18 protein-coding genes are annotated in these 21460 nt (G+C 68.4%); 3 read left to right on the top strand and 15 right to left on the bottom strand.

Features of this window, described 5'->3' with window-relative positions; all coding sequences use genetic code 11:
- Positions 1 to 26: 26 nt before the first annotated feature.
- Positions 27 to 2789, bottom strand: coding sequence for a LuxR C-terminal-related transcriptional regulator (locus ACW4E8_RS12065; protein ID WP_456804723.1), 2763 nt, complete (start codon positions 2787 to 2789; stop codon positions 27 to 29).
- A 156-nt stretch (positions 2790 to 2945) separates the two neighbouring features.
- Positions 2946 to 4493: an AMP-binding protein gene (locus ACW4E8_RS12060; RefSeq protein WP_456804722.1), complete on the bottom strand. Its 1548-nt coding sequence runs from the start codon at positions 4491 to 4493 to the stop codon at positions 2946 to 2948.
- Positions 4494 to 4750: 257 nt separating this feature from the next.
- Here ACW4E8_RS12060 and ACW4E8_RS12055 point away from each other — a divergent pair, with 257 nt between their 5' ends.
- Both ACW4E8_RS12055 and ACW4E8_RS12050 read left to right on the top strand, forming a co-directional pair.
- Positions 4751 to 5902 carry an acyl-CoA dehydrogenase family protein gene (locus tag ACW4E8_RS12055; RefSeq protein ID WP_456804721.1) on the top strand — a complete coding sequence of 384 codons (1152 nt, stop codon included), beginning with the start codon at positions 4751 to 4753 and terminating at the stop codon, positions 5900 to 5902.
- 45 nt (positions 5903 to 5947) lie between these two features.
- Entirely contained in the window at positions 5948 to 7183 is a 1236-nt protein-coding gene (locus ACW4E8_RS12050) for an acyl-CoA dehydrogenase family protein (RefSeq protein WP_456804720.1), read from the top strand.
- A gap of 446 nt (positions 7184 to 7629) precedes the next feature.
- Here ACW4E8_RS12050 and ACW4E8_RS12045 read toward each other — a convergent pair whose 3' ends face one another.
- The gene (locus ACW4E8_RS12045) at positions 7630 to 8481 is read right to left on the bottom strand and encodes an IclR family transcriptional regulator (protein WP_018311864.1); all 852 of its coding nucleotides are present in this window, start codon (positions 8479 to 8481) and stop codon (positions 7630 to 7632) included.
- A 291-nt stretch (positions 8482 to 8772) separates the two neighbouring features.
- On the opposite strand from ACW4E8_RS12045, the gene ACW4E8_RS12040 reads away from it, so the two are divergent.
- On the top strand, positions 8773 to 9291 hold the full coding sequence (locus ACW4E8_RS12040; RefSeq protein WP_456804719.1) for a MarR family winged helix-turn-helix transcriptional regulator: 519 nt from the start codon (positions 8773 to 8775) through the stop codon (positions 9289 to 9291).
- A 61-nt stretch (positions 9292 to 9352) separates the two neighbouring features.
- On the opposite strand, the gene ACW4E8_RS12035 is transcribed toward ACW4E8_RS12040, so the two are convergent.
- From ACW4E8_RS12035 to ACW4E8_RS11980, 12 genes are all read right to left on the bottom strand, one after another.
- Positions 9353 to 10771, bottom strand: coding sequence for an MFS transporter (locus ACW4E8_RS12035; RefSeq protein ID WP_456804746.1), 1419 nt, complete (start codon positions 10769 to 10771; stop codon positions 9353 to 9355).
- Positions 10772 to 10892: 121 nt separating this feature from the next.
- A complete protein-coding gene (locus ACW4E8_RS12030; RefSeq protein ID WP_456804718.1) occupies positions 10893 to 11849 on the bottom strand; it encodes a PDR/VanB family oxidoreductase in 957 nt (318 codons plus the stop codon).
- 26 nt (positions 11850 to 11875) lie between these two features.
- On the bottom strand, positions 11876 to 12850 hold the full coding sequence (locus tag ACW4E8_RS12025; RefSeq protein ID WP_456804717.1) for a VOC family protein: 975 nt from the start codon (positions 12848 to 12850) through the stop codon (positions 11876 to 11878).
- Between the two features lie 23 nt (positions 12851 to 12873).
- Complete coding sequence (locus tag ACW4E8_RS12020) at positions 12874 to 14352, bottom strand: aldehyde dehydrogenase (RefSeq protein ID WP_456804716.1); 1479 nt, start codon at positions 14350 to 14352, stop codon at positions 12874 to 12876.
- A gap of 40 nt (positions 14353 to 14392) precedes the next feature.
- Positions 14393 to 15193 (bottom strand): aspartate dehydrogenase, encoded by an 801-nt coding sequence (locus ACW4E8_RS12015; protein WP_456804715.1) that lies wholly within the window; start codon positions 15191 to 15193, stop codon positions 14393 to 14395.
- 12 nt (positions 15194 to 15205) lie between these two features.
- Positions 15206 to 16921, bottom strand: coding sequence for a thiamine pyrophosphate-binding protein (locus ACW4E8_RS12010; RefSeq protein ID WP_456804714.1), 1716 nt, complete (start codon positions 16919 to 16921; stop codon positions 15206 to 15208).
- Complete coding sequence (locus ACW4E8_RS12005) at positions 16914 to 17717, bottom strand: SDR family oxidoreductase (protein WP_456804713.1); 804 nt, start codon at positions 17715 to 17717, stop codon at positions 16914 to 16916. Before ACW4E8_RS12005 ends, ACW4E8_RS12010 begins: the two co-directional genes overlap by 8 nt.
- Before the next feature lie 5 nt (positions 17718 to 17722).
- Entirely contained in the window at positions 17723 to 18577 is an 855-nt protein-coding gene (locus tag ACW4E8_RS12000; protein WP_456804712.1) for an IclR family transcriptional regulator, read from the bottom strand.
- A gap of 38 nt (positions 18578 to 18615) precedes the next feature.
- Positions 18616 to 19152: a cupin domain-containing protein gene (locus ACW4E8_RS11995; protein WP_456804711.1), complete on the bottom strand. Its 537-nt coding sequence runs from the start codon at positions 19150 to 19152 to the stop codon at positions 18616 to 18618.
- Positions 19153 to 19186: 34 nt separating this feature from the next.
- On the bottom strand, positions 19187 to 19960 hold the full coding sequence (locus ACW4E8_RS11990) for an SDR family oxidoreductase (RefSeq protein WP_456804710.1): 774 nt from the start codon (positions 19958 to 19960) through the stop codon (positions 19187 to 19189).
- Entirely contained in the window at positions 19953 to 21014 is a 1062-nt protein-coding gene (locus ACW4E8_RS11985; protein WP_456804709.1) for an aromatic ring-hydroxylating dioxygenase subunit alpha, read from the bottom strand. Before ACW4E8_RS11985 ends, ACW4E8_RS11990 begins: the two co-directional genes overlap by 8 nt.
- Before the next feature lie 40 nt (positions 21015 to 21054).
- Positions 21055 to 21360: a recombinase-like helix-turn-helix domain-containing protein gene (locus ACW4E8_RS11980; protein ID WP_010811689.1), complete on the bottom strand. Its 306-nt coding sequence runs from the start codon at positions 21358 to 21360 to the stop codon at positions 21055 to 21057.
- Between the last annotated feature and the right edge of the window lie 100 nt (positions 21361 to 21460).

The raw sequence follows: 21460 nt of genomic DNA, 5'->3' as shown, positions 1-21460 counted from the left end.
CGCGCAGGCTGGCCTGCGGCGCGGCCTCAGAGCAGCCCGAGCTGGCGCGCGATGGCCACTGCCTGGGTGCGGTTGCTGGCGTGCAGCTTGGCGCTGATATTGCGCAGGTGGGTGCGCACCGTGGTCTCGGACACGAACAGCCGCTCAGCCATGGCCACATTGGAATAGCCCTCGGCCAGCAGCTGCAGCACCTTCTGCTCCTTGGGCGTCAGCGGCTCCACCAGCGCGGCCGGCGCGGGCCGGCCCGCGCCGGCGGCCTGCTCGCCCCCGGCGTGACCGCAAGCCTGCAGCAGCTTTTCCACGTAGGGGGCAGGCAGGCTGGCCGACTGGCGCGCACAGGCGTCGGCCACCAGCCGGCGCACGTCTTCGCCCTCGTCGGCAAAGATGCGGACAAAGCCTTCGGCCGCGCCAAAACGCAGCGCCTCGCCCATCACCACCAGCGCGTGCGCGCCGTCACCAGTGCGCTGGCACGCCTGCGCCAGCAGGATGCGCAGCTTGAGCGCGCGGCGCATCAGCTGGTTGCCGGCGGCAGCCGCCAGTTCGCGCTCGATAGCCTCCCGCACCGGCGTGCCCGGCCGCGCATGCAGGTCCAGCCGCAGCCGGCCAAGGGTGATGTCCTCGACATCGCTGGCAAAGGAGCTGACCCCGGGCCGCGTGCGCCACAGCGCCGGATCGGCGGCACGTTCGATCGCCTCCTGCGCCGCGTGGACATTGCCCTGGCGCAGTGCCAGCCGTGCGCGCTCCAGCATTGCCGCCATCACCAGCCGCGTCAGCCCGCGGTGGTGCCCCAGCGCTTCCAGTTGCGCCAGCCATTCATGGGCCTGGTCGGCTTCGCCGCGCTCAAAGGCAATGCGGGCCAGCACCGTGTGCCCGGTGATGATCTGGTCGGGCAGGCCGAGGTCGCGCGACAGCGGCAGGTAGACGTTGAGCAGGCGGCCGGCGCGCTCGGAATCACCGCTCTCGTACAGGCCTTCGGCCAGCAGGATGCCGGCCATGGCGTTGCCGTTGGTGGGCCCGAAGCGGTTCGGCAGCATCGTGCTGGCGGCGATGCGAAACCGTGCCAGCGCCTGCTGCAGCCGCCCCTGGCGCAGGTCAATCAGCCCTTCAACCGACTCCGAGAAGATCTTGTTGAAATTGCTGTCCGAGCCGCGCACCGCGTGCCGCGCCACCTGCAGCAGCCGGCGCGCCTCCGGGTAGTCGCCGGCGACTGCAGCCAGGCGCGCCATCGACGTGCCCAGGATCGCATCGGGGAAGGCATAGCCCATCGGCAACGGCGGCAGCTCATTGCGGGCGAAGGCGCGCGCATCGTCGAAGCGGTCCATCATGTTCAGCAGCATGTGGCGCAGCGCGCGGATATGCGCCAGCAGGTCGCCGGCCGCGCCCTCGGTGGGGATCTGCTGCAGCAGGGCGATGGCTTCGGCCGGGCCGCGCGTGAACGACACCGCCCAGACGCGTGCGATCTGCAGCTTGGGCCAGCGCGCCAGTTCCTCGGCCGGCACCGCCTCCAGCCAGCGCGTCAGCAGGCGCATGCGGCCCTGTGCCAGCAGGTCGTCCGCGGCGCCGTCCAGCAACGGCAGCGCGTGCGCCAGCGCACCGGCCGCGAACGCATGCTCGATGGCGGGCACCGGGCGCCCCTGCGACTCATACCAGCGCGATGCCGACAGGTGCAGCTGCGGCACGGCGTCAGGCATGGCCTGCGCCAGCTGGCCGCGCAGGAAGCCGGAAAAGAGGCTGTGATAGCGGTACCACTGCTCCGATGCCGCACCGGAGCCACGCTCGCCATAGCGTTCGCTCTCCAGCGGCAGCAGGAACAGGTTGGCGCGCTCCAGCCAGGCCAGGATTTCGTCGCTGCTACCAGCTGTCGCGGGCTCGCACACGGCGTCGCACAGCGGCCCGCACAACTGGTCCAGGATCGAGGTGCGCAGCAGGAAGTCGCGCACCGCCTCGGGCAGGTGCAGGAATACGTCTTCGACCAGGTAGTCGGCAATCGCCGCGTTGGAGCCGGAGAAGCCCGCGATAAAGCCCTCTGGCTGGCTGCGCCGCTCCAGCGCCACCGACGCCAGCCACAATGCCGTGGCCCAGCCCTCGGTACGCCGGTGCAGCACGCTGATGGCCGCCTGCTCCAGCTTCAGCCCGCGCGCCTGGCGCAGGAAGGATGCGGTTTCGCCGGCGGAAAAACGCAGCTGCGCCGGCTCGATCTCAAGCAGCTCGCCGCGCGCGCGCAAGCGGCCCAGCCCGGTTTCCGGCACCCAGCGCGTGCCGATCACCACGCGGCAGCCGGGCGGCAGGCTTTCCACCAGTTGCCAGACCAGTCCGGTCACGGCGGCGTTCTGGATCGCTTCGAAATCATCGAGGAACAGCGTGAAGTCGCCGCTATGGCTGGCCAGGCGGTCGATCAGGGCGAGCGCCTGCTCGCCGGGATCCTGCGCCAGCGCGCCGTGCGCGGACCGGCCGGGACCACCGCCGCCCATGCCCTGCGCGATGGCTGCCTCGACCGAACCCAGAAAGCGCGAGGCATCATTGTCAGAGCGGTCCAGCGTCAGCCAGGCGGTGCGCCCGCCCGCGGCCTCCAGGCGCGCGCGGCACTGGAGCATGGCCGTGGTCTTGCCGAAGCCCGCCGGTGCGCGCACCAGCACAAGCTTGACGAAGCCCGCCGCGCACACGGCCTCGCAGATCGCCGCGCGCTCGACCTGGAACGGGGTCAGCAGCGGCGGACGCAGTTTGGCCGCCAGCGATGCGGCGCCGGCGGGCGGCGGCGTGCGCCGTCCGGTCTCCTCGATACTTGCCATTGGCTGTTGTCGTCTCCCGCACATCGCTGCCGTTGCAGGCCGCGCGATGCGCCCGCCCGCGCTGCGGATGCAGGCGGGCGACCGTGGCTGTGATGTAACGGGGGATTATGACGTAAACCGCTGCACTCGCGAAAATGCGGGCAACGGCATGCGGCCTTACACCAGCTTGTTGGCGTGGCCAGCCCAGTAGCGGTCGCGCAGCAGCCGCTTGAGCAGCTTGCCGGTAGGCAGGCGCGGCAGCTCGGACGCGAAGTCGACCGAGCGCGGGCACTTGATGGCCGACAGGTTGGCGCGGCAGAACGCGATCAGTTCCGCGGCCAGCTCGGGACCGGCCAGGCCCATGTCGGCGGGCTGCACCACAGCCTTGACCTCTTCGCCGAAGTCCTCGTTGGGCACGCCGATCACGGCCACGTCCATCACCTTGGGATGCGTCATCAGCAGGTTCTCTGCCTCCTGCGGGTAGATGTTGACACCGCCGGAGATGATCATGTTGGCCTTGCGGTCGGTCAGGTACAGGTAGCCGTCCGCATCCACGTAGCCGACATCGCCGATGGTGCTCCAGTCCGGCTGCTGCGGGTGGCGCGACTCCGCGGTCTTGGCCTCGTCGTTGTGGTACGCAAAGGCGCGGCCTTCGGCAAAGTAGATCGTGCCCGATTCGCCCGGCGGCAGCAGCGCGCCGTCCGGCCCGCAGATGCGCAGCTTGCCAACCATGGCCCGGCCCACCGTGCCCTTGCGCTCCAGCCACTCCGGCGTGCTGACCACGGTCACGCCATTGCCTTCGGTGCCGGCGTAGTACTCCCAGATCACCGGTCCCCACCACGCGATCATGGCTTCCTTGACCTGCACCGGGCACGGCGCGGCCGCGTGGATCGCCACGTGCAGCGACGACACGTCATAGGCCTGCCGCTGCGCCTCGGGCAGCTTGAGCATGCGCGAGAACATCGTCGGCACCAGCTGCGTATGCGTGATGCGGTGCTGCTGCACCAGCTGCAGGTAGTGCTCGGCATCGAAATGCTCCATCACCACCGCGGTACCGCCCAGCGCCTGCACGGTCATGTTGTAGCGCAGCGGCGCCGCGTGGTAAAGCGGCGCGGGCGACAGGTAGCGCGTCTCGGCATCGAAGCCATAGAGCCGCTGGCACAGGCTGGTCAGGGTCGTGGGCTCTTCAATATTCGCGCTCGACGGCGGCGCATACACCCCCTTCGGCCGGCCCGTGGTGCCGGACGAATACAGCATGTCGCCACCGGTCACTTCACCATCGATGGGCGTTGCCGGGCAGCGCGCCAGCGCGGTCTCGTACGCGTCATAGCCCGGCACGGTGCCGTCCAGCATCAACCTGCCGCGCAATGCCGGCGTCTGCCCGGCCACGGCTGCCGCGACCTCGGCCTGCGCGTGCGTGGTGACCAGCAGCTTAGCGCCGCTGTCATTGATGATGTAGGCGGCATCGGCCACGTTCAGCCGCGTGCTCAGGCAGATATAGACAATGCCGCTGCGCTGCGCGCCCCAGCACAGTTCGAACAGGCGCGGATGATTCTCGACCATGAACGCCACGCGGTCACCGGGCTGCAGTCCCTGGCTGCGGAACAGATGGGCGACCTGGTTCGAGCGTTCGTCCAGTTCGCGGTAGGTGACGACTGCGCCGCTGCCACCCATGATGACGGCTGGTTTTTCGGGTGTGCGCTGCGCGTGGATGTGCGGATGCATGGCGTTGAACTCCTCGACGGGTGTCGGTGTGTTGGCGGATGCCGATCCCGCATTCTCGGAACCCCAGCCGGTTCAACAATCGTCGGAAGCGACGAAGCGGTCCCGCCACCGTTTTGCCGCAGTGCCGCAAAAAGCGGACCGCGGACGCGCCGGGACAGCTTCGTCCGATGCGACGATGCGCCACCGGTCGGCCTGGCAGGATGATGCCCGCCAGACTACCGCAATCACGCCTCACCCCCCATTCCGAAGGAGCCAAGGTGGATTTCCAGTTCAGCGAAGAACAGTCGATGCTGCGCGACACGCTCGCGCGTTACCTGGCCGACCACTATGATTTCGAAGCCCGCCGTGCTGCCGTGCAGTCCGCCGCGGGCTGGCGCCCGGACTGCTGGCGCGCATTCGCCCGCGAGCTCGGCATTCTCGGCGCGGCCTACCCCGAGACGCTGGGTGGCCTGGGCGGCGGCGCGGCCGAGCACATGATCGTGATGGAACAACTGGGCCGCCACCTGGTGCTGGAGCCCTACCTGGGCACCGTGGTGCTGGGCGGCGGCGCGCTGATGCACGGCAGCCCCGAGCTGGCCGCGCAGTGGGTGCCGGCCATCATCGGCGGCGAAGCCACCGCCGCCTGGGCCCATGCCGAACCCGCCAGCCGCTACTGCCGGCACGGCGTGCAGGCCAGCGCCACGCGCCAGGGCAACGGCTACAAGCTGAGCGGGCACAAGCAGGCCGTGGTCGGCGCGCCGTTCGCCACCCATCTGGTGGTCAGCGCCCGCACCTCCGGCGCGCGCCGCGACCGCGACGGCATCAGCCTGTTCTGGATTGCACGCGACACGCCGGGCGTGACGCTGCGCGAGTACCCGACCTTCGACGGCCTGCGCGCTGCAGAGGTGCTGCTAGACAACGTGCAGGTGCCGGCCAGCCAGCGCATCGGCGCGGAAGGCGAAGCCTTTGCCCTGATCGAACAGCTGTGCGACGAAGCCATGGTCACGCTCTCTGCCGAAGCCAATGGCGCGATGGCGCGCATGCTGGCCGACACCATCGACTATGCGCGCCAGCGCAAGCAGTTCGGCGTGCCGATCGGCACCTTCCAGGTGCTGCAGCACCGCATGGCCGACATGTACATGCAGCTGGAGCAATCCGTGGCGCTGACCCAGGTGGCGGCGATGCAGGCCGCCAGCGCACCGCAGGCGCGCGCCCAGGCGGCGTGCGCGGCCAAGATCCAGGCCGGCCAGGCCGGCGCCTTTGTCGGCCAGGCGGCGGTGCAGATCCACGGCGGCATGGGCGTCACCGAAGAGCTGGCCGTGGGCCACTACTTCAAGCGCGTCACCGCGATCGACCTGCAGCTGGGCTCCGCCGAGCACCACCTGCGCCGCTACGCCGACCTGCTCTACCCCGCCCAGGCCGCGGCCTGAAGCCAGCATCCCCGAACACAGACGATTACCCAGCGAGGCCCGTCGATGAATCTCGATTTCTCCCCGCAAGACCAGCAGTTCCGCGAAGACGTGCGCGCCTGGATCGCCCAGGCCTATGACGCCGACCTGCGCGCGATGATGGCGCAGTCCAAGAACGGCTACCTCGACAAGGCCGCGCAGCTGCGCTGGCAGAAGGCGCTGCACGCGCGCGGCTGGGCCGCGCCGAACTGGCCGAAGGAACACGGCGGCCCGGGCTGGACCTCGACCGAGCGCTTTATCTTCCAGTCGGAACTGGCCGCCGCCGGCTGCCCGCCAGTGTCGCCGATGGGCCTGAAGATGGTGGCGCCGGTGATCATGAAGTACGGCACGCCCGAACAGAAGCAGCGCTTCCTGCCGCCGATCCTGAGCTCGGACGTGTGGTGGTGCCAGGGCTATTCCGAACCCAACTCCGGCTCCGACCTGGCCTCGCTGCAGATGCGCGCCGACCACGGCACCGACAGCGAGGGCGAGCACTACATCCTGAACGGCTCCAAGATCTGGACCACGCATGCGCAGTGGGCCGACTGGATGTTCTGCCTGGTGCGCACCAGCCGCGAATCGAAGCGCCAGGAGGGGATTTCGTTCCTGCTGCTCGACATGCACACCCCTGGCATCACGGTGTCGGCACTGCCGACGCTGGACGGTCCCATGACCGGGCAGCAGGAAGTGAACCAGGTGTTCTTCGAGAACTTGCGCGTGCCGGTGGCGAACCGCATCGGGGAAGAAGGCAAGGGTTGGACCTATGCCAAGTACCTGCTTGAGTTCGAGCGCGGCGGCACCTACAGCCCGATGCTGCGCAAGCAGTTGTCGAAGATCGCGGAAATCGCCGCGGAACAGCCTGCCGACGACGGTGGCCGCCTGCTGGACGATCCCTTGTTCCGCCGCAAGCTGGCAGCGCTGCACCTGCGTGCTGCTGCGCTTGAAGCGGTTGAGTTGCGGGTGTTCTCAGGCGTGGAATCGGGGACCTCGATCGGCGCTGCGTCTAGCATGCTGAAGCTCACGGGCACTGAGACTCTGCAGGCGGCCAGCGAACTCGCCGTGGAAGCTGCAGGGCCGGCGGCGTTGCCGTTCGTGCAGGACACATGGGCTGAGTTGCAGGGACGTGAGGCGGCGCAGCGGGTCGGGCCGGACTATGCGGCCGTGCTGGCGCCGCGTTATTTCAACTATCGCAAGGCGTCGATTTATGGGGGGTCTAACGAGATCCAGCGCAATATCATTGCGAAGCTTGTGTTGGGGCTTTGAGCGATTCTGTACCAGTGATGGTTTCAAGAGCAGCCGCCGCGTGCGGCTGTTTTTTTGGGGCTTGTCCGCTATGCGGTCGGTCGTCGCTCTTGGCGCGCGTGGGCTGTTTCGCCGGCGTAGCCGGCGACTTACTTCTTGTCCAAGCGACAAGAAGTAAGCAAGAAACGCGTCGCCTATGCGGCTGGCAATCAATTGCACGGCGTTGGTGGTTCGCACGGTGGTGCTTGCCGTTTGGGCTTGGGTGCCCGTTCGAGCCTGCTACGCCATGTGAGTCAGGGATAACGCCTCCGATCACCCACTATTGAACGATCCCCATGCAGGGTGTAGGCCGCCTGCTGCCAGCCGCATCGCGGGGACGCCTACGGCTGCTGCGCAGGCTCAAAGTGCCCTGTTGGTTCTTTCTGCGCTTGCGCGGAGCGAAGCCGAGGGCCGGCGGCGTCTTGCCCTCAGGCGAACGGCTTGGGCACCTCCGGCCGGTAGTCGAGCAGGCGCGACAGCTCGGCCGCCGCCCGCCTGACCTGTTCCACCACGTTGTCGAGCTGGTCCGGATCGATGCGCGAGGCCGGGATGGTCGCGCCCAGCGCCGCCACCACCTTGCCGCTGCGGTCGCGCACCGGCGCCGCGATGGTGGAGATGCTGGCCTCGAAGAACCCTTCATGCAGCACATAGCCGCGCTGGCGGTCGCGCTGGACCATGTCGTACAGCTCTTCGACGGTACGCGGGGTGCTTTCGGAATACACCTCCAGGCGCTCTTCCGGATACAGCGCGCGCAGTTCCGCCAGCGACAGGTCCTCTAGCAGCACGCGGCCCAGCACGGTGGCGTGCGCCGGCAGCCGCGTGCCGACATTGACCGTGCTGGCAAACGGGCGCGAGGCCACCGACTTGGCCACATAGACGATGGAGCGCCCGTCGCGCACCACCAGGTTGCACGGATAGTGGATCTCGTCGCGCAGCCGGTCCAGCAGCGGGCGGCCCAGCTCGGTCAGCTCCAGCGAGGCCAGGTAGTCAAAGCCCAGCCGCAGCACCGCCATGCCCAGGCGGAACTCGCGCCCGCCGTCGGTGCGCTCGACGAAGCCCATCATTTCCAGCGTGGCCAGCAGCCGGAACACGGTCGAACGGGGCACCTTCAGGCGACGCGCCAGCTCGGCCGCCGACAAGGTGCGCTCACGGCTGCTGAATTCGGCCAGCAGCCGCAGGCCGCGCTCCAGCCCCGGCACGATGTACTTGTCCTGGGCACTCTCCTGGGCGCCCTCCTGGCCGCTTTCCTGCGTGTCTTCCTGCGGCGAATCGGTCGTCATGGTCTGTCTCAGCAATATTCGGTCTTGGCGTAACGCTCTCATATATCACGCCTGCACCCCATAGGGTACCCGTATTGCCGGCAGACCCCGCCCTGGGCCCGCCTATGCCCCTGGACGCAGGTGGTCGCGCAGCCAGGCCGCGCATTGCTCGCCCCGGGCGGCGGGCCAACGCACCACGATGGTCTGGTCGCGGCGGCGCAGCTCGACGGAATTGGCCAGCGCCTGTGAGACAATCGGGCCCGCCAACCGGCCCGAACTCTGCGGCCGGCGGACCCTGACCAAGAGGAACGCATGCCCCGTGACGCCGCGCCCGCCAACGGCCAGCCCGCGCCAGACACCAACAACACCAGCCCCTGGACCGACCTCGACGAGGCCGGCAGCGGCCTGACCGTCGACAATTTCCTGACCACGATGCTGAGCCAGCTGGTCACCGCGCTGCGCAGCACGGTGACCAAGCCCTATGCGGAACAGTTCGGCCTGACCGTGCCGGAGTGGCGCATCCTGGCGCTGCTGGCGCACGCACGCGAGCTGCCGTTTGCCGAACTGGTGACGCAGTCGACCTCGGACAAGGCGCTGGTGAGCCGCACGCTGCGGCTGCTGGAGGAACGGGGATTGGTGCGACTGACCTCAGCCGGCAACACGCCGCGCAAGAAGCTGATCTGCGCGATCAGCGAAGCCGGTGCCGCGCTGCATGACCAGGTGATGCCGCTGGCGCGGCGGGGGCAGGCGCAGGTGATCCGGCAGTTGTCGCCGGAGGAGCGGGAGGCGGTCTACCAGGGGTTGCGCAAGCTGTTGCGCACGCAAGAATAAGGAAAAAGGGCCGCCCCCGGATTGCGGGGCGGCCCGAAGGGAACGGGACGAGCACGCCCGTTCAGACCTCCAGTTCTTCCAGCACCCGCCCCTTGGTCTCGATGCCAAGGAAATGCACGGTGACAGCCGCCAGCGCGGGCACCACGGACAGTGCAAAGAAGGCGACGCTGAGGTTCCCGCTGCCGATGGTGCTGGCAATCAGCCCCGGCGCGAAGATTGCCGCCAGCTTCAGCCACGCCCCACCCAGCCCACACCCCATCGCCCGCACGCTGGTCGGATACAGCTCCGGCGTATAGACATAGGCGGTGATAAAGCCGCTGGCCAGGAACCCCATCGCCAGCGCGCAGAGGGTAGCGACCACGTACACGTTCGACGCGTGGAACACCCCCGCCAGCACCAGCGACAGCGCGCACAGCAGGAACGACACATTGATCACCGGCTTGCGCCCGACCTTGTCGACGATCATCGCGCACACCAGCGAACCGATCACGCCCAGCACCGAGGCTCCGGCGGCGAGGTTCAGCGCCAGCTGCAGCGGCGCGTGGTAGACGGTCTTGTAGACCGTGGGCAGCCACGTCGACAGCCCGTACTGGATAAAGCCGCAGGTTGCCCACAACATCCATACCGCCAGCGTGCGGCCAATATAGGGCTTGCTGACCAGGTCGCGCACGCGGCGGCGCGGGTGCTGGGTCATGCGTTCATAGGCGCTGGTGTCGCCCGGCGGCGGCAGCGGCGTCCTGGCGCGCGCCTCGAATGCCCGCAGCGCAGCGTCGGCCTCTTCCAGCCGGCCCTTCTCGGCCAGCCAGCGCGGCGATTCGGGGATCACGCGGCGCAGGATGAAGAACAGCACCAGCGGCACGCCGCCGATGAAGTACATCACCTCCCAGCCGTAGTGCGGCACCAGCCAGGCGCCGATGCCGTTGGATACCATCAGCCCGATCGGGAACACCACTTCGTACAGCAGCACGAAGCGCCCGCGCCCATGGGCGCGCGTGACCTCGTTGATATAGGTGGCCGCCACCGGCAGCTCGCCGCCCAGGCCCAGGCCCTGCACGATACGCAGCAGCGCGAAGATCTCGAACGACGGGGCAAAGCCGCAGGCCAGGCTCATCAGGCCGATGATGCCCGCACTCCAGCCGATCGAGCGCAGCCGGCCGAAGCGCTCGGCCAGGCCCGGGAACAGCAGCGCGCCAACCAGCTGGCCAACCGACGGCGCCGCGATCAGGAAGCCGATCTGGCCCGGCGTGAGCGACCACTGCGCGATCAGCAGCGGCAGCGTGGCGGCGATGGCGATCACGTCGAAGCCATCGAAGAAGGTGGCCAGGCCGATCAGCAGCCGGGCGCGGATATGCATGGCGTTGCCCGGCATACGCTCGATGCGGGCAACGATATTGCCGCGCGTGAGCGGGCCGCTGCGGGCCGCCGTTGCGCTCTGGCCAGCGCTGTCGGCCGTGGTCACGATACCTGCGGTGGCGGCCACCGGTGCGCCGGGGGACGCTGCGTCTTGTCTCTGGGTTAACACGGGACTTCTCGTCTGGTTCTTCGCGACAGGATTACTCCCTCTCCTCGCATGCGGGAGAGCGGAGCACCCGATCGAGACATTACAGGTCCAGCACCAGGCGATTGCCCTTGCAGCCGGATACGCAGACCATCATGGTCTTGTTGCTGGCGCGCTCGCTGCTGCTGAGCACGCTGTCGCGATGGTCGGGGCAGCCTTCCAGCACCGCGGTCTCGCACGAGCCGCACACGCCTTCGCGGCAGCTGTAGTCCATCTGCACGCCGGCATCGAGCAGCGCGTCCAGCAGCGACTTGCCGGACGGCACCTTGACGGTGGTGCCGGTGCGCGACAGCGACACGGTGTACTCGCCCTCCTGCACGGCCTCGGTCGAGGGGTCGGCGGCAAAGCGCTCGATGTGCACGTTTGGGTAGCCGTGCGCTTCGCAGGCAGCCTCGAACGCCTTCAGCATCGGGCCGGGGCCGCAGCAGTAGAAGTGCGTCTGCACGTCCAGGCCGGCCAGCATCGCCTTCAGGTCCGGCGGCACGCCGGCCTCGTCGTCGAAGTGAAAGCGCACGGCATCGCCATGGGCCGACAGCGGTTCGACGAACGCGGCCTCGGCACGCGAACGGGCGCAGTAGATCAGCGTGAACGACTTGCCCAGCTCGGCCAGGCGGCGCGCCATGCAGACGATCGGCGTGACGCCGATGCCGCCGGCGACCAGCACGGTGTGCGCGGCGCTTTCGTCCAGCGCGAAGTTGTTGCGCGGCGCCCCCACGGTCAGCGTGGCGCCCACGCGCAACTGCTCATGCACGTAGCGCGAACCGCCGCGGCTGCCGCGGTCCAGCAGCACGCCCACGGTATAGCGCTGGCGCGCTTCGGGCGCGCCGCACAGCGAGTAGCTGCGCACCAGGCCGTTGCCCAGGTGCAGGTCGATATGGGCGCCCGGGCTGTACTCGGGCAGGGTCTTCCCTTCGGGATCTTGCAGTTCGATGCTGACCACGCCGCGCGCTTCATAGCGCATGGCGTGGACGCGCAGGGTCAGGGACTGGTGGGCACTCATTGCTGCTTCCTTCGATGGCTGCTGACTTACCGCTTCTCGGTCAGGAACTTGCCTGCCGGTCCGCCCGCGTTCTTCTGGCGGCGGGTGTTGCCGTCGATGCCGCCTTCGATCGCCCATTCGGCGAACATGGTCGGGCCCGGCTCGAAAGCGCGCGGCTCCCAGTGTTCGTCCAGCTGGTCTTCGTCGGCGTAATACTCGATCAGGCCGCCGGCCGGGTTCTTGAAGTACCAGAAGTAAGCCGATGAGATCGGGTGGCGCCCCGGGCCGAGCTGCGTGTCCCAGCCCTTGCGCGAGACATGCATGCCGCCGCCGAAGACTTCATGGATGTCGCGCACGGTGAAGGCAACGTGGTTCAGGCCGCTCTTGGGTTCCGGCAGCTGCAGCAGGAACAGGTCGTGGTGGCCGCCTTCGGGCGTGCAGCGCAGGAAGGCGCCGCGGTCCGGGTAGCGGTCCGACGGCACGAAGCCGAACTTCTCGACATAGAAGCGCTCCGTGGCCTTGACGTCCTTGACGAAGAACACCACGTGGCCCACTTCGATCGGGGTGGCGTGGTCGTAGATCGGGCTGCGCTGGTTCAGGCGCGGCTTGTCGTTCCACGTGTTCATCAGCGCGCAGTCAACCTGCACGTCATGCTTGCGCGTGACCTGGAAGCGCACGGCCAGGCCGTTCGGGTCGGTGCAGCCGATGCGCAGGGTGTCGCCCTCACCCTGGCGCACGAAGCCCGGTGCGTCGGCGATCGCCTTGGCGAGATAGTCCAGCGAAGCCTGCGACTCCACACCCCACACCACTTCGCGCAGCGTCGGGCCGGCTTCGATCGCGGGCGGCAGCGTGGCATCGTCGATGCGGCGCACCAGCACGCGGCAGCCGTTGAGCGTTTCGAAATCCAGGCCCTGCGCGTCGTCGCGCTTGATGGCCAGGCCCCAGTCGGTGAAAAAACCACGGCAGGCGTCAAAGTCATCCGCGCCGTAGACGATTTCGTCGATCCCCAATACCTTGATCATTGCTTCTCTCCAGCCTGCCGGGGTCAGTGGTTGGCCCACGGCAGCGGTTGTTCGTTCAGGCCCCAGTACACGCTCTTCTGCTCCATGTACTGCAGGATGCCAAGGCGTCCCTTCTCGCGGCCCAGGCCGCTGTCGCGCCAGCCGCCGAACGGCGTCGCGATCGAGAACTGCTTGTAGGTGTTGATCCACACATTGCCCGCTTGCACGGCCCGTGCCACGCGCCAGGCGCGCTTGTAGTCGCGCGTCCAGATGCCGGCGGCGAGCGCATAGACGCTGTCGTTGGCCTGCGCGATCAGGTCGTCCTCGTCGTCGAACGGGATCGCCACCAGCACCGGCCCGAAAATCTCTTCCTGGCAGATGCGCGCGTTGTTATCCAGGCCTTCGATGATGGTCGGCGTGTAGAAATAGCCGTTCGGCAGGCCGGCCACGTCGGGACGCAAGCCGCCGGTGCGCAGCTGGCCGCCCTCGTCCACGCCCGCCGCCACGTACGACTCGATGCTGTCGCGGTGGCGGTCGGTGATCAGCGGCCCCATCTGGGTGCGCTCGTCAGCGGGGTCGCCCACGCGCAGGTGCGCGGCGCCGGCGGCCAGGCGGTCGATAAAGGCCTCGTACTGCGAGCGCGCCACGAACAGGCGCGAGCCGGCGATGCACGACTCGCCCGACGAGCTGAAGATGCCGTACAGCACGCCGTTGACCGCATGGTCCAGGTCGGCATCGTCGAACACCATGGTCGGCGACTTGCCACCCAGTTCCAGCGACACCGGCATCATCTTGTCGGCGGCGATATGGGCGATGTGCTTGCCGGTGGTGGTGCCGCCGGTGAACGACACGCGGCGCACCAGCGGATGCTTGGTGATGGCGTCGCCGATGACCGAGCCCTTGCCCGGCAGCACGCTGACCAGGCCCTTGGGCACGCCGGCCTCTTCGCAGATGCGCGCCAGTTCCAGCGCCATCAGCGGCGTGACCTCGGCGGGCTTGACCACCACGGCGTTGCCGGCGGCGAGCGCCGGCGCCATCTTCTGCGCCTCGCTGGCGATCGGCGAGTTCCACGGCGTGATCGCCGCGACCACGCCCATCGGCTCGTAGACGCTCATGGTCAGGCAGTCGCCGCGCTGGGGCGTGATGGTTTCTTCCAGCGTCTCGCAGGCGGCGGCAAAAAACTGAAAGGTGCCAGCGGCGCTGGCCACCAGGGCGCGCGTCTCGCTGATCGGCTTGCCGTTGTCCAGGCGCTGGCGCTGGGCCAGTTGCTCGCCCTGGGCGCGGATCAGCTCGGCCACGCGGTACAGCACGGCAGCGCGCTCATGCGGCTTGCGCTGGGCCCAGCCGCTGGTCAGAAAAGCCTGGTGGGCGCCCTGCACGGCTTCTTCCACGTCCGCCAGGCTGGCGGCGTTGAGCTCGGCCACCACTTCACCGGTGGCCGGGTAGCGCGTGCCGTAGCGGTCGCCGGTCCCCAGGCGCCATTCGCCCGCGATGCAGATGGGGAGTACTTCTTGCGTCTTCATTGTCGTTGCCTGCTAAGTCTGTGGGGCGTGGCTGCCGGGGCTAGATCGATACCGCGTGCGCCCGGTTGCCCAGTGCGCGTACCACGCTGAACACGGTCAGCGCGGAAGTCTTGGGATTGGCCGCGAGCGGCTTGCCGCGCATGGTCAGTTCGAAGCCACCGAAGGCGCCGCGTGCTTCCACGTGATGCACGTTTTCCACGGCGTGCGGATCGGCCAGCAGCTTCACCGACGTGCGATCCAGGCCGAGGCCGGCCAGCGACACCGTGGCAGCCACGTTGGCGTTCTTGGGATACAGGCGCGCCGCGTCGCGTGCCGTGCCTTCGAAGATCACGGTCGGCTCAGTCAACGCATCCAGGTCGAAGAGCTGTTCGGCCGGCGTGCCGGCCCAGGCGCGCGCCGGCTTGCGGCCGGTGTAGATGACTTCATCCAGCCCGCCGACACGCGCCGCGGCCAGCGCATCGATCGCTCCGATCGCACCCGACAACAGCTGCACCTGCGTCCCGCCGCGGCGCGCGGCCGCTTCCAGCCGCTCGGCCATGCCGGGCTCGGACAGCGCGCCCACCGACACCACCATGCATGGGATGCCGCGTTCCAGCGCCGGCACGATGTGCTCTTCCAGCGCATGGTGGCCGGCGCACTCGACCAGCAGGTCGGGGCGGCCCTCGTCCAGGTGCGTCGCCACGCGGGCGCCCGGCGCCAGCGCGGAGACCGCGTCGCGGGCCTCGTCCATCGTGTGCTCCGGCACGATCACCACGTCGAACACCACGTCAGGATCGCTCTTGAGCAATTCCATCACGCCGCGGCCGATCGCGCCGCAGCCAACCATGGACACATGCAGCATCTCCGGTCTCCCTCAGGCGGTAACAGTGGTTTGTTCGCGCGCCGGCTCTTCGTTGTCCTTGTTCACCGGGGGGCCGGCAAAGATGGTCTTGAAGGAACCGATCGACAGCATGTCGATTTCGAGCAGGAACGGGCCGGGCTCGACGGTGGCCGCTTCCAGCGCGGCACCCACGTCTGCCAGGTTGCTCACGCGGGCATGGCGCAGCGACAGCGACTTTGCCAGCGTGGCGTAGTCCGGCGTATGCAGGTCCACGTAGTGGCGGCGGCCGCCGTACTGCGCGTCCTGGATGTTCTTGATCACGCCGTAGCCCTTGTCGTTCATCAGCACGATCACCATGTCGGCGCGTTCCTGCACCGCGGTGGCCAGTTCGCCCAGGTTCAGGATAAAGCCGCCGTCGCCGGCCAGCGTGAAGGTCTTCTTGCCCGAAGCGGTCGCCGCAGCACCGATCGCGGCGCCGATGCCCATCGCCAGGCCCTGGCCGATGCCGCCGCCCAGCGCATGCACGCCGGCACGCGAATCGAAAATGCGCAGATGGCGGTTGCCCCAGGTGCTGTTCGACACGGTCACGTCGCGCACCCAGTTGAAGCTGCGGCCGACCGCGCCCTGCAGCGCCTGCACCAGCGCCGAGTACGGGCCAAGGCCGTCGACCAGGCCGTTGACGGCGGTGTCGTGCGCACGGCGCAGGTCGGCGGCGAAGGCCGGGTCGATCTGCATGCGCTTTTCGAGCCGGTCAGCCAGGGCGTCCAGCGCCAGCGCGGCGTCGCCGCTGACAAAGTAGTCGCTCAGGTAACAGCGGCCTTCGGCGGCCGGGTCGGCGTCGATGCGCAGCAGCGGGCGCGGCAGCTTCAGTTCGTACTTCAGGGTTTCATTGCCGCGCAGGCGCGAGCCCACCACCAGCATCGCGTCGCAGGTCTGGTAGAAGTTCTCGACCGGCTTGTGCAGGTTGAAGGCGCCCAGCGAGCGGGGATCGTCTTCCGGCACGATGCCGCGGCCCTGCGTGCTGGTGACCACGCCGAAGCCCAGGTCCAGCAGGCGCTGCACCTGCTTGCTGGCATGGCGCGCACCGCCGCCCAGCCACAGCAGCGGGCGCTTGGCCTTGACCAGGCGCTCGGCCAGCGCGTCCAGCGCATGGGCCGACGGCACGTGCTGCGGCACCGGCAGCGGCTGCAGGTCGGCCGGCATGTCGATCAGCGCGGCCTGGATGTCGATGGGGATCTCCACGCTGACCGGCCCGGTCGGCGCCGTCAGCGCGGTCTGCACGGCCAGCTTGATGGTGCTGATGGCGGTGTCGGCGCTGCGGATGCGGAAGGCGGCCTTGGACACGGCTTTCAGCATGGTGAGCTGGTCCGGGGCTTCGTGGATGTAGGCGAGGCTCTGGTCCAGGTAAGGCGTCTCGATCTGGCCGGTGATATGCAGCATCGGCGTGCCGGCGGTCAGCGCTTCGACCATGGCGCCGGCGGCGTTGCCCGCGGCGGTGCCGGTGCTGGTCAGGCATACGCCCAGGCCGCCGGTGGTACGGGCATAGGCATCGGCCATATTGGTGCCGCCCGCTTCGCCGCGCGCCGGCACGAAGCGGATCTTGCCGCGCTCGCCCATGGCGTCGAGGATCGGCATGTTGTGGATCGAGATCACGCCGAAGGCGGCCTTGACGCCGCACTGCTCGAGAAACGCCGTGATGGCGCAGCCGACGGTGACCTGCTGTTGTTCGTACTGTTGCTGATTAGGCATGATGGGAGTGTCCTCCGGAGATATCGATATGGCTGCCCGTGGTGTACGAAGACAACGGCGAGGCAAGGAACAGGATGGCGCGGGCTGCCTCGATGGGCAGGCCCAGGCGGCCAAGGGGAATATGTTTCTGCTGGGCCAGGCGCGCGGTCCATGCGGCCCAGTCCAGGTGGCGGTCTGCATCGGAGCGCGCCTCGAAGCGGCGGCGCCACTGGCCCGATTCGACCAGCCCGATCAGGATGCCGTTGACGCGGACACCCTTGGGCGCAAACTCGGTGGCCATCGAGCGCACCAGGTTGAGCACGCCGGCACGGGCGGCCGAGGTGGCCACCATGTGCGGCTCCGGCTGCTGCGCCAGCAGCGAGTTGACGCAGACCACGGCGCCCTGGCCCGAGCGCTCCAGCTGCGGCAGGAACGCGCGCGTCGGGTGGATCACGGAGAAGAACTTGAGCTGCAGTTCTTCCATCCAGGCCGCGTCCTCGGTGTTGGCGAAGGTGGACACGCGACCCTGGCCCGCGTTGTTGACCAGCATGTCGACGTTGCCCAGCGTGGCCTGAACGGCGGCGGCAAAAGCGGCGACCTGTTCAGGCTTGAGCACGTCGCAGGTGGCGGCATAGAGCCGGCACCCGGCAAACTTCTCGCGCAGCTGCGCCTCGGCGCTGCGCAGGCGGCTCTCGTCGCGGCCGCACATGGCGACGGCGGCGCCTGCTTCAAGCAGCAGCTCGACGGTCGCCAGCCCGATGCCGGAGGACCCGCCGGTAACGACGGCAACCTTGCCGCCGAGTTCAATCATGGACATTGTCCTCACTCCCGATACAGATTCACCACCTTGGCGCCACTGCTGTGCAGCGACGGGCGGTAGTCGAGCAGGCGCGACAGCTCGCCCGCGGTATCCCTGACCTTCTCCACCATCGCATCCAGTTGCGCCGGATCGATATGCGCGGCGGGGATGGTCGCGCCCAGCGCCGCCACCACCTTGCCGGTACGGTCGCGCACAGGCGCGGCGATGGTGGAAATACTGGCCTCGAAGAAGCCTTCCTGCAGCACGTAGCCGCGCTCGCGGTCGCGCTGGACGATCTCGTGCAGCTCGTCGACCGTGCGCGGCGTGCTGTCGGAGAAGACTTCGAGGTGAGTCTCCGGATACAGTGCGCGCAGCTCCGCCAGCGACAGGTCTTCGAGCAGCACGCGCCCGAGCACCGTGGCATGCGCCGGCAGACGCGTGCCGACGTTGACCGAACTCGCAAACGGCCGCGGCGACACCGCCTTGGCCACATAGACGATCGAACGCCCGTCGCGCACCACCAGGTTGCTGGGATAGCCGATCTCGTCGCGCAGCCGCTCCAGCAGCGGGCGACCCAGCTCGGTCAGCTCCAGCGACGCCAGGTATTCAAACCCCAGGCGCAGCACCGCCATGCCCAGCCGGAAATCCCGGCCGCCATCGGCGCGCTCGACAAAGCCCAGCATTTCCAGCGTGGCCAGCAGGCGGAACACGGTCGAGCGCGGCACCTTCAGGCGGCGCGCCAGTTCCGCGGCCGACATGGTGCGGTCCTTGCTGCTGAATTCGCTCAGCAGGCGCAGGCCGCGCTCCAGGCCCGGGACGATGTACTTGTCCGGGGTCTCGTTGGCGGCGGGCGTGGCCGGGATGGGGTTGCTGCTCATGGCTTCGGTGAATGCGCGCTGACGGACGTTCGCCGGCATCAGCGCTTGATCTTCGTCAGCGGGTGCTCGGGCGGGTAGGTCGGCGTGATCGGCTTCCTGGCACCCAGCATCACGCACATCAGCGCGTCTTCCTCGCCGATGTTGATTTCCTCGCGGTAGACGCCCGGCGGCACCGAGACCAGGTCGCGGTCGGTCAGGATGGTCTCGAAGCGCTCGCCGTCCTTTTCCAGGATCAGCTTGACTTTGCCGCGCAGGATGAAGAACACCTCTTCCACGTCGGTGTGGATATGCGACGGGCCTTCATGGCCGGCCGGGATGATCATCGTGGAGAAGGTGAAATGCTCGCTCGGCACGGTGTTGGTGTCGGCGGCCACGCCGGTGCCGCCGGTGCCCAGGTAGCGCATCTGCGCGCGGCGGTACTTGGGGTCGTAGTCGGCCTGGAACTTCAGCGCGTCCCAGTCGTACTTGCGCGTGGAGAAGCGCGCCACGCGGCTTTCCATCCACTGGTCGAACGAGGCGTCCTCCGGCTGGTCCCAGGAACGCTTGATGTTTTGTGGTTGAGAAAGATCGCTCATTTGGATTCCTTCTGTTTTCAGTGGATCGGTTGGATCAATGCATGACAAAGCCGCCGTTGACCGCCAGCGTCTGGCCGGTCACGAAACGGGCGAGGTCGGACAGCGCAAACAGCACCGCGCCGCAAACATCGTCGGGCAGTTGCTCGCGCGTGATCGCGCGCTGCTCGCGGTACAGGTCGTGCCGGTGCTGCGGCACGTATTCGGTGGCTTCCACCAGCGTCAGGCCCGGGGCCACGGCGTTCACCGTGATCTGGTCCTTGCCCAGTTCACGCGCCAGCGACCGGGTCATGCCGATGATGGCGCTCTTGCTCGCCACGTAGGCCAGCAGGTTGGGCGCGCCCCACAGCGGCGTGTCAGACGCCAGGTTGACGATGGCGCCGCGGCCGCTGGCGCGCAGCGCCGGCAGGCAGGCGGTGGTCATCAGCCAGGTGCCGCGCACGTTGACGTTCATCACGCGGTCCCAGGTGGCGATGTCGATGGCGGCGGCGTCACGGCCGCCGGAATCCGTCACCGCGGCGTTGTTGACCAGGCCGTCGAGCCCGCCCAGCGCCTTGACCGCGGCCTCGGCGCAAGCCTGCACCGAGGCCGGATCGGACAGGTCCAGCGTGACCGGCACCACCTTCAGGCCGCGGGCGCGCAGGGCGTCGGCTTCCTGCTGCAGGCGCTCGGCCAGGATGTCGGCCATGGCCACGGTGGCGCCGGCTTCGGCCAGCGACTTGACGAAGGCCAGGCCCAGTCCGCGCGCGGCGCCGGTGACCAGCACCTTGCGCCCGGCCAGCAACGTGTTGTTGGTGTTTGCCTCAGGCATGGCTGGCGGCTCCGGCGGGTTGCAGCATGGCGACGGGCTCGTCGGCCACTTCCTGCTCGGCGCGGCGCTTGAGCAGGCGGCGCACGCGGGTAATGCCGGCGTCGTGCTGGTACAGCATCTCGTGGTCGCGCGCGTTCGGGGCCATCATTTCCAGCACCACGCGGTCCTGCTCCAGCACGTCCCAGTGCAGCTGCTCCAGGCGGTTGCGATACAGGAAGCGCCACACGTCGCGCTCCCAGCCCTGCACGTGGCGGGTACGCCAGAAGAACACCATGCAGTGGTCGTCATCCACCGGCGTGGCCGTGCCGACGATGCCGAACGGGCCGCCCGGGCCAACCTTGGCGCGGTACGGAATCGCCAGGCGCAGCCACAGCGTGCCGGTCTCGCCAAATTCGACCCAGTCGAAATTGACGCCGCGCTGGCCGGTCTTCTCGAACACCAGACCATGCTCGGTCTCGCGGATCTGCATCACGGCGGACTTCTCGCCGCTGGCCATCGAGTGCGACACCGCATGCAGGTAGGCACCGTGCATCGGGTCCATCACGTTGTCGATGGCGTAGCGGTAGTTGCAGTCCCAGTGCGCCACGCACAGGAAGTTGCTGTGCTCGTCGCTGACCAGCTCTTCCGGCAGGCGCAGTTCGTCGGGGCTGCCCTCGCCTTGCGGGGCCTGGTCGCCGAACCACAGGAAGATGGCGCCGGCCTTCTCCTGCACCGGGTAGCTGCGCACGCAGGTGCGGCCTTCCAGCGGGCAGCTTTCCACCGCCGGCACGCTCTTGACCTGGCCGTCGCCGCCGACCTCGACGCCGTGGTACCAGCAGGCAACGCGGTCGCCCAGGTTCCAGCCCATCGACAGGCGTGCGCCGCGGTGCGGGCAGCGGTCTTCCAGGGCGTGGACCTGGCCGGCGCCGTCGCGCCACAGCACGATGTTCTGGCTCAGGCGGGTGATGCCGATCGGGGCATGGGACACCGCCCACGAGGCGGCGACCGGGTACCAGTAGTTGCGCAGGCCGGTGTTCAGGCGGGCTTCGGTGCGGGCTTGCTTGTTCGATTCCATGGTTTTCTCGCTTCGAGGCTGGACTTGGACTGGGGCGGGCTCAGGCACCCAGCCGGCGCATTTCGGACAGGAAGCGCTCTTCGGTCCAGGGCTGGCCGTCCACGCCCAGGAAGCCGGCGTCATTGAAGGCGCGCACGATGTCCTGCGGGTTCTGCGCGCCGCCTTCGAACGCGGCTTCGAGGGCATCGCCCAGCGCGTTCTCATAGGCGGTCGGTGCGGCGGCGCGGGTCTGCCAGACGATGTTGGCGACCTTGCCGGGTTGCTCGATATGGCCCTTGCCTGCCACGTTGTTCGGCGCCGGACGCTCCCAGGGCACCAGGTTCGGGTTGTACGAGAGGCTTTCCATTGCGCTTTGCTCCATGTCTTGCAGCGGGGGGACCGTGTTCCGCGTGCCTCGTCGACCGGTCTCGCGATCGCCTGGCTACGTTTTACTAATGAAACACTGG

Source organism: Cupriavidus sp. CP313 (assembly GCF_054072015.1).
This window is presented reverse-complemented; position numbering and strand designations above follow the sequence as displayed.

What these genes read in the sequence shown, in the direction of transcription:
- ACW4E8_RS12065 (WP_456804723.1), bottom strand. Translation starts at nt 2,789, where the DNA reads ATGGCAAGTATCGAGGAGACCGGACGGCGCACGCCGCCGCCCGCCGGC.
- ACW4E8_RS12060 (WP_456804722.1), bottom strand. Translation starts at nt 4,493, where the DNA reads ATGCATCCGCACATCCACGCGCAGCGCACACCCGAAAAACCAGCCGTC.
- ACW4E8_RS12050 (WP_456804720.1), top strand. Translation starts at nt 5,948, where the DNA reads ATGAATCTCGATTTCTCCCCGCAAGACCAGCAGTTCCGCGAAGACGTG.
- ACW4E8_RS12045 (WP_018311864.1), bottom strand. Translation starts at nt 8,481, where the DNA reads ATGACGACCGATTCGCCGCAGGAAGACACGCAGGAAAGCGGCCAGGAG.
- ACW4E8_RS12040 (WP_456804719.1), top strand. Translation starts at nt 8,773, where the DNA reads ATGCCCCGTGACGCCGCGCCCGCCAACGGCCAGCCCGCGCCAGACACC.
- ACW4E8_RS12030 (WP_456804718.1), bottom strand. Translation starts at nt 11,849, where the DNA reads ATGAGTGCCCACCAGTCCCTGACCCTGCGCGTCCACGCCATGCGCTAT.
- ACW4E8_RS12025 (WP_456804717.1), bottom strand. Translation starts at nt 12,850, where the DNA reads ATGATCAAGGTATTGGGGATCGACGAAATCGTCTACGGCGCGGATGAC.
- ACW4E8_RS12020 (WP_456804716.1), bottom strand. Translation starts at nt 14,352, where the DNA reads ATGAAGACGCAAGAAGTACTCCCCATCTGCATCGCGGGCGAATGGCGC.
- ACW4E8_RS12015 (WP_456804715.1), bottom strand. Translation starts at nt 15,193, where the DNA reads ATGCTGCATGTGTCCATGGTTGGCTGCGGCGCGATCGGCCGCGGCGTG.
- ACW4E8_RS12010 (WP_456804714.1), bottom strand. Translation starts at nt 16,921, where the DNA reads ATGCCTAATCAGCAACAGTACGAACAACAGCAGGTCACCGTCGGCTGC.
- ACW4E8_RS12005 (WP_456804713.1), bottom strand. Translation starts at nt 17,717, where the DNA reads ATGTCCATGATTGAACTCGGCGGCAAGGTTGCCGTCGTTACCGGCGGG.
- ACW4E8_RS12000 (WP_456804712.1), bottom strand. Translation starts at nt 18,577, where the DNA reads ATGAGCAGCAACCCCATCCCGGCCACGCCCGCCGCCAACGAGACCCCG.
- ACW4E8_RS11995 (WP_456804711.1), bottom strand. Translation starts at nt 19,152, where the DNA reads ATGAGCGATCTTTCTCAACCACAAAACATCAAGCGTTCCTGGGACCAG.
- ACW4E8_RS11990 (WP_456804710.1), bottom strand. Translation starts at nt 19,960, where the DNA reads ATGCCTGAGGCAAACACCAACAACACGTTGCTGGCCGGGCGCAAGGTG.
- ACW4E8_RS11985 (WP_456804709.1), bottom strand. Translation starts at nt 21,014, where the DNA reads ATGGAATCGAACAAGCAAGCCCGCACCGAAGCCCGCCTGAACACCGGC.
- ACW4E8_RS11980 (WP_010811689.1), bottom strand. Translation starts at nt 21,360, where the DNA reads ATGGAAAGCCTCTCGTACAACCCGAACCTGGTGCCCTGGGAGCGTCCG.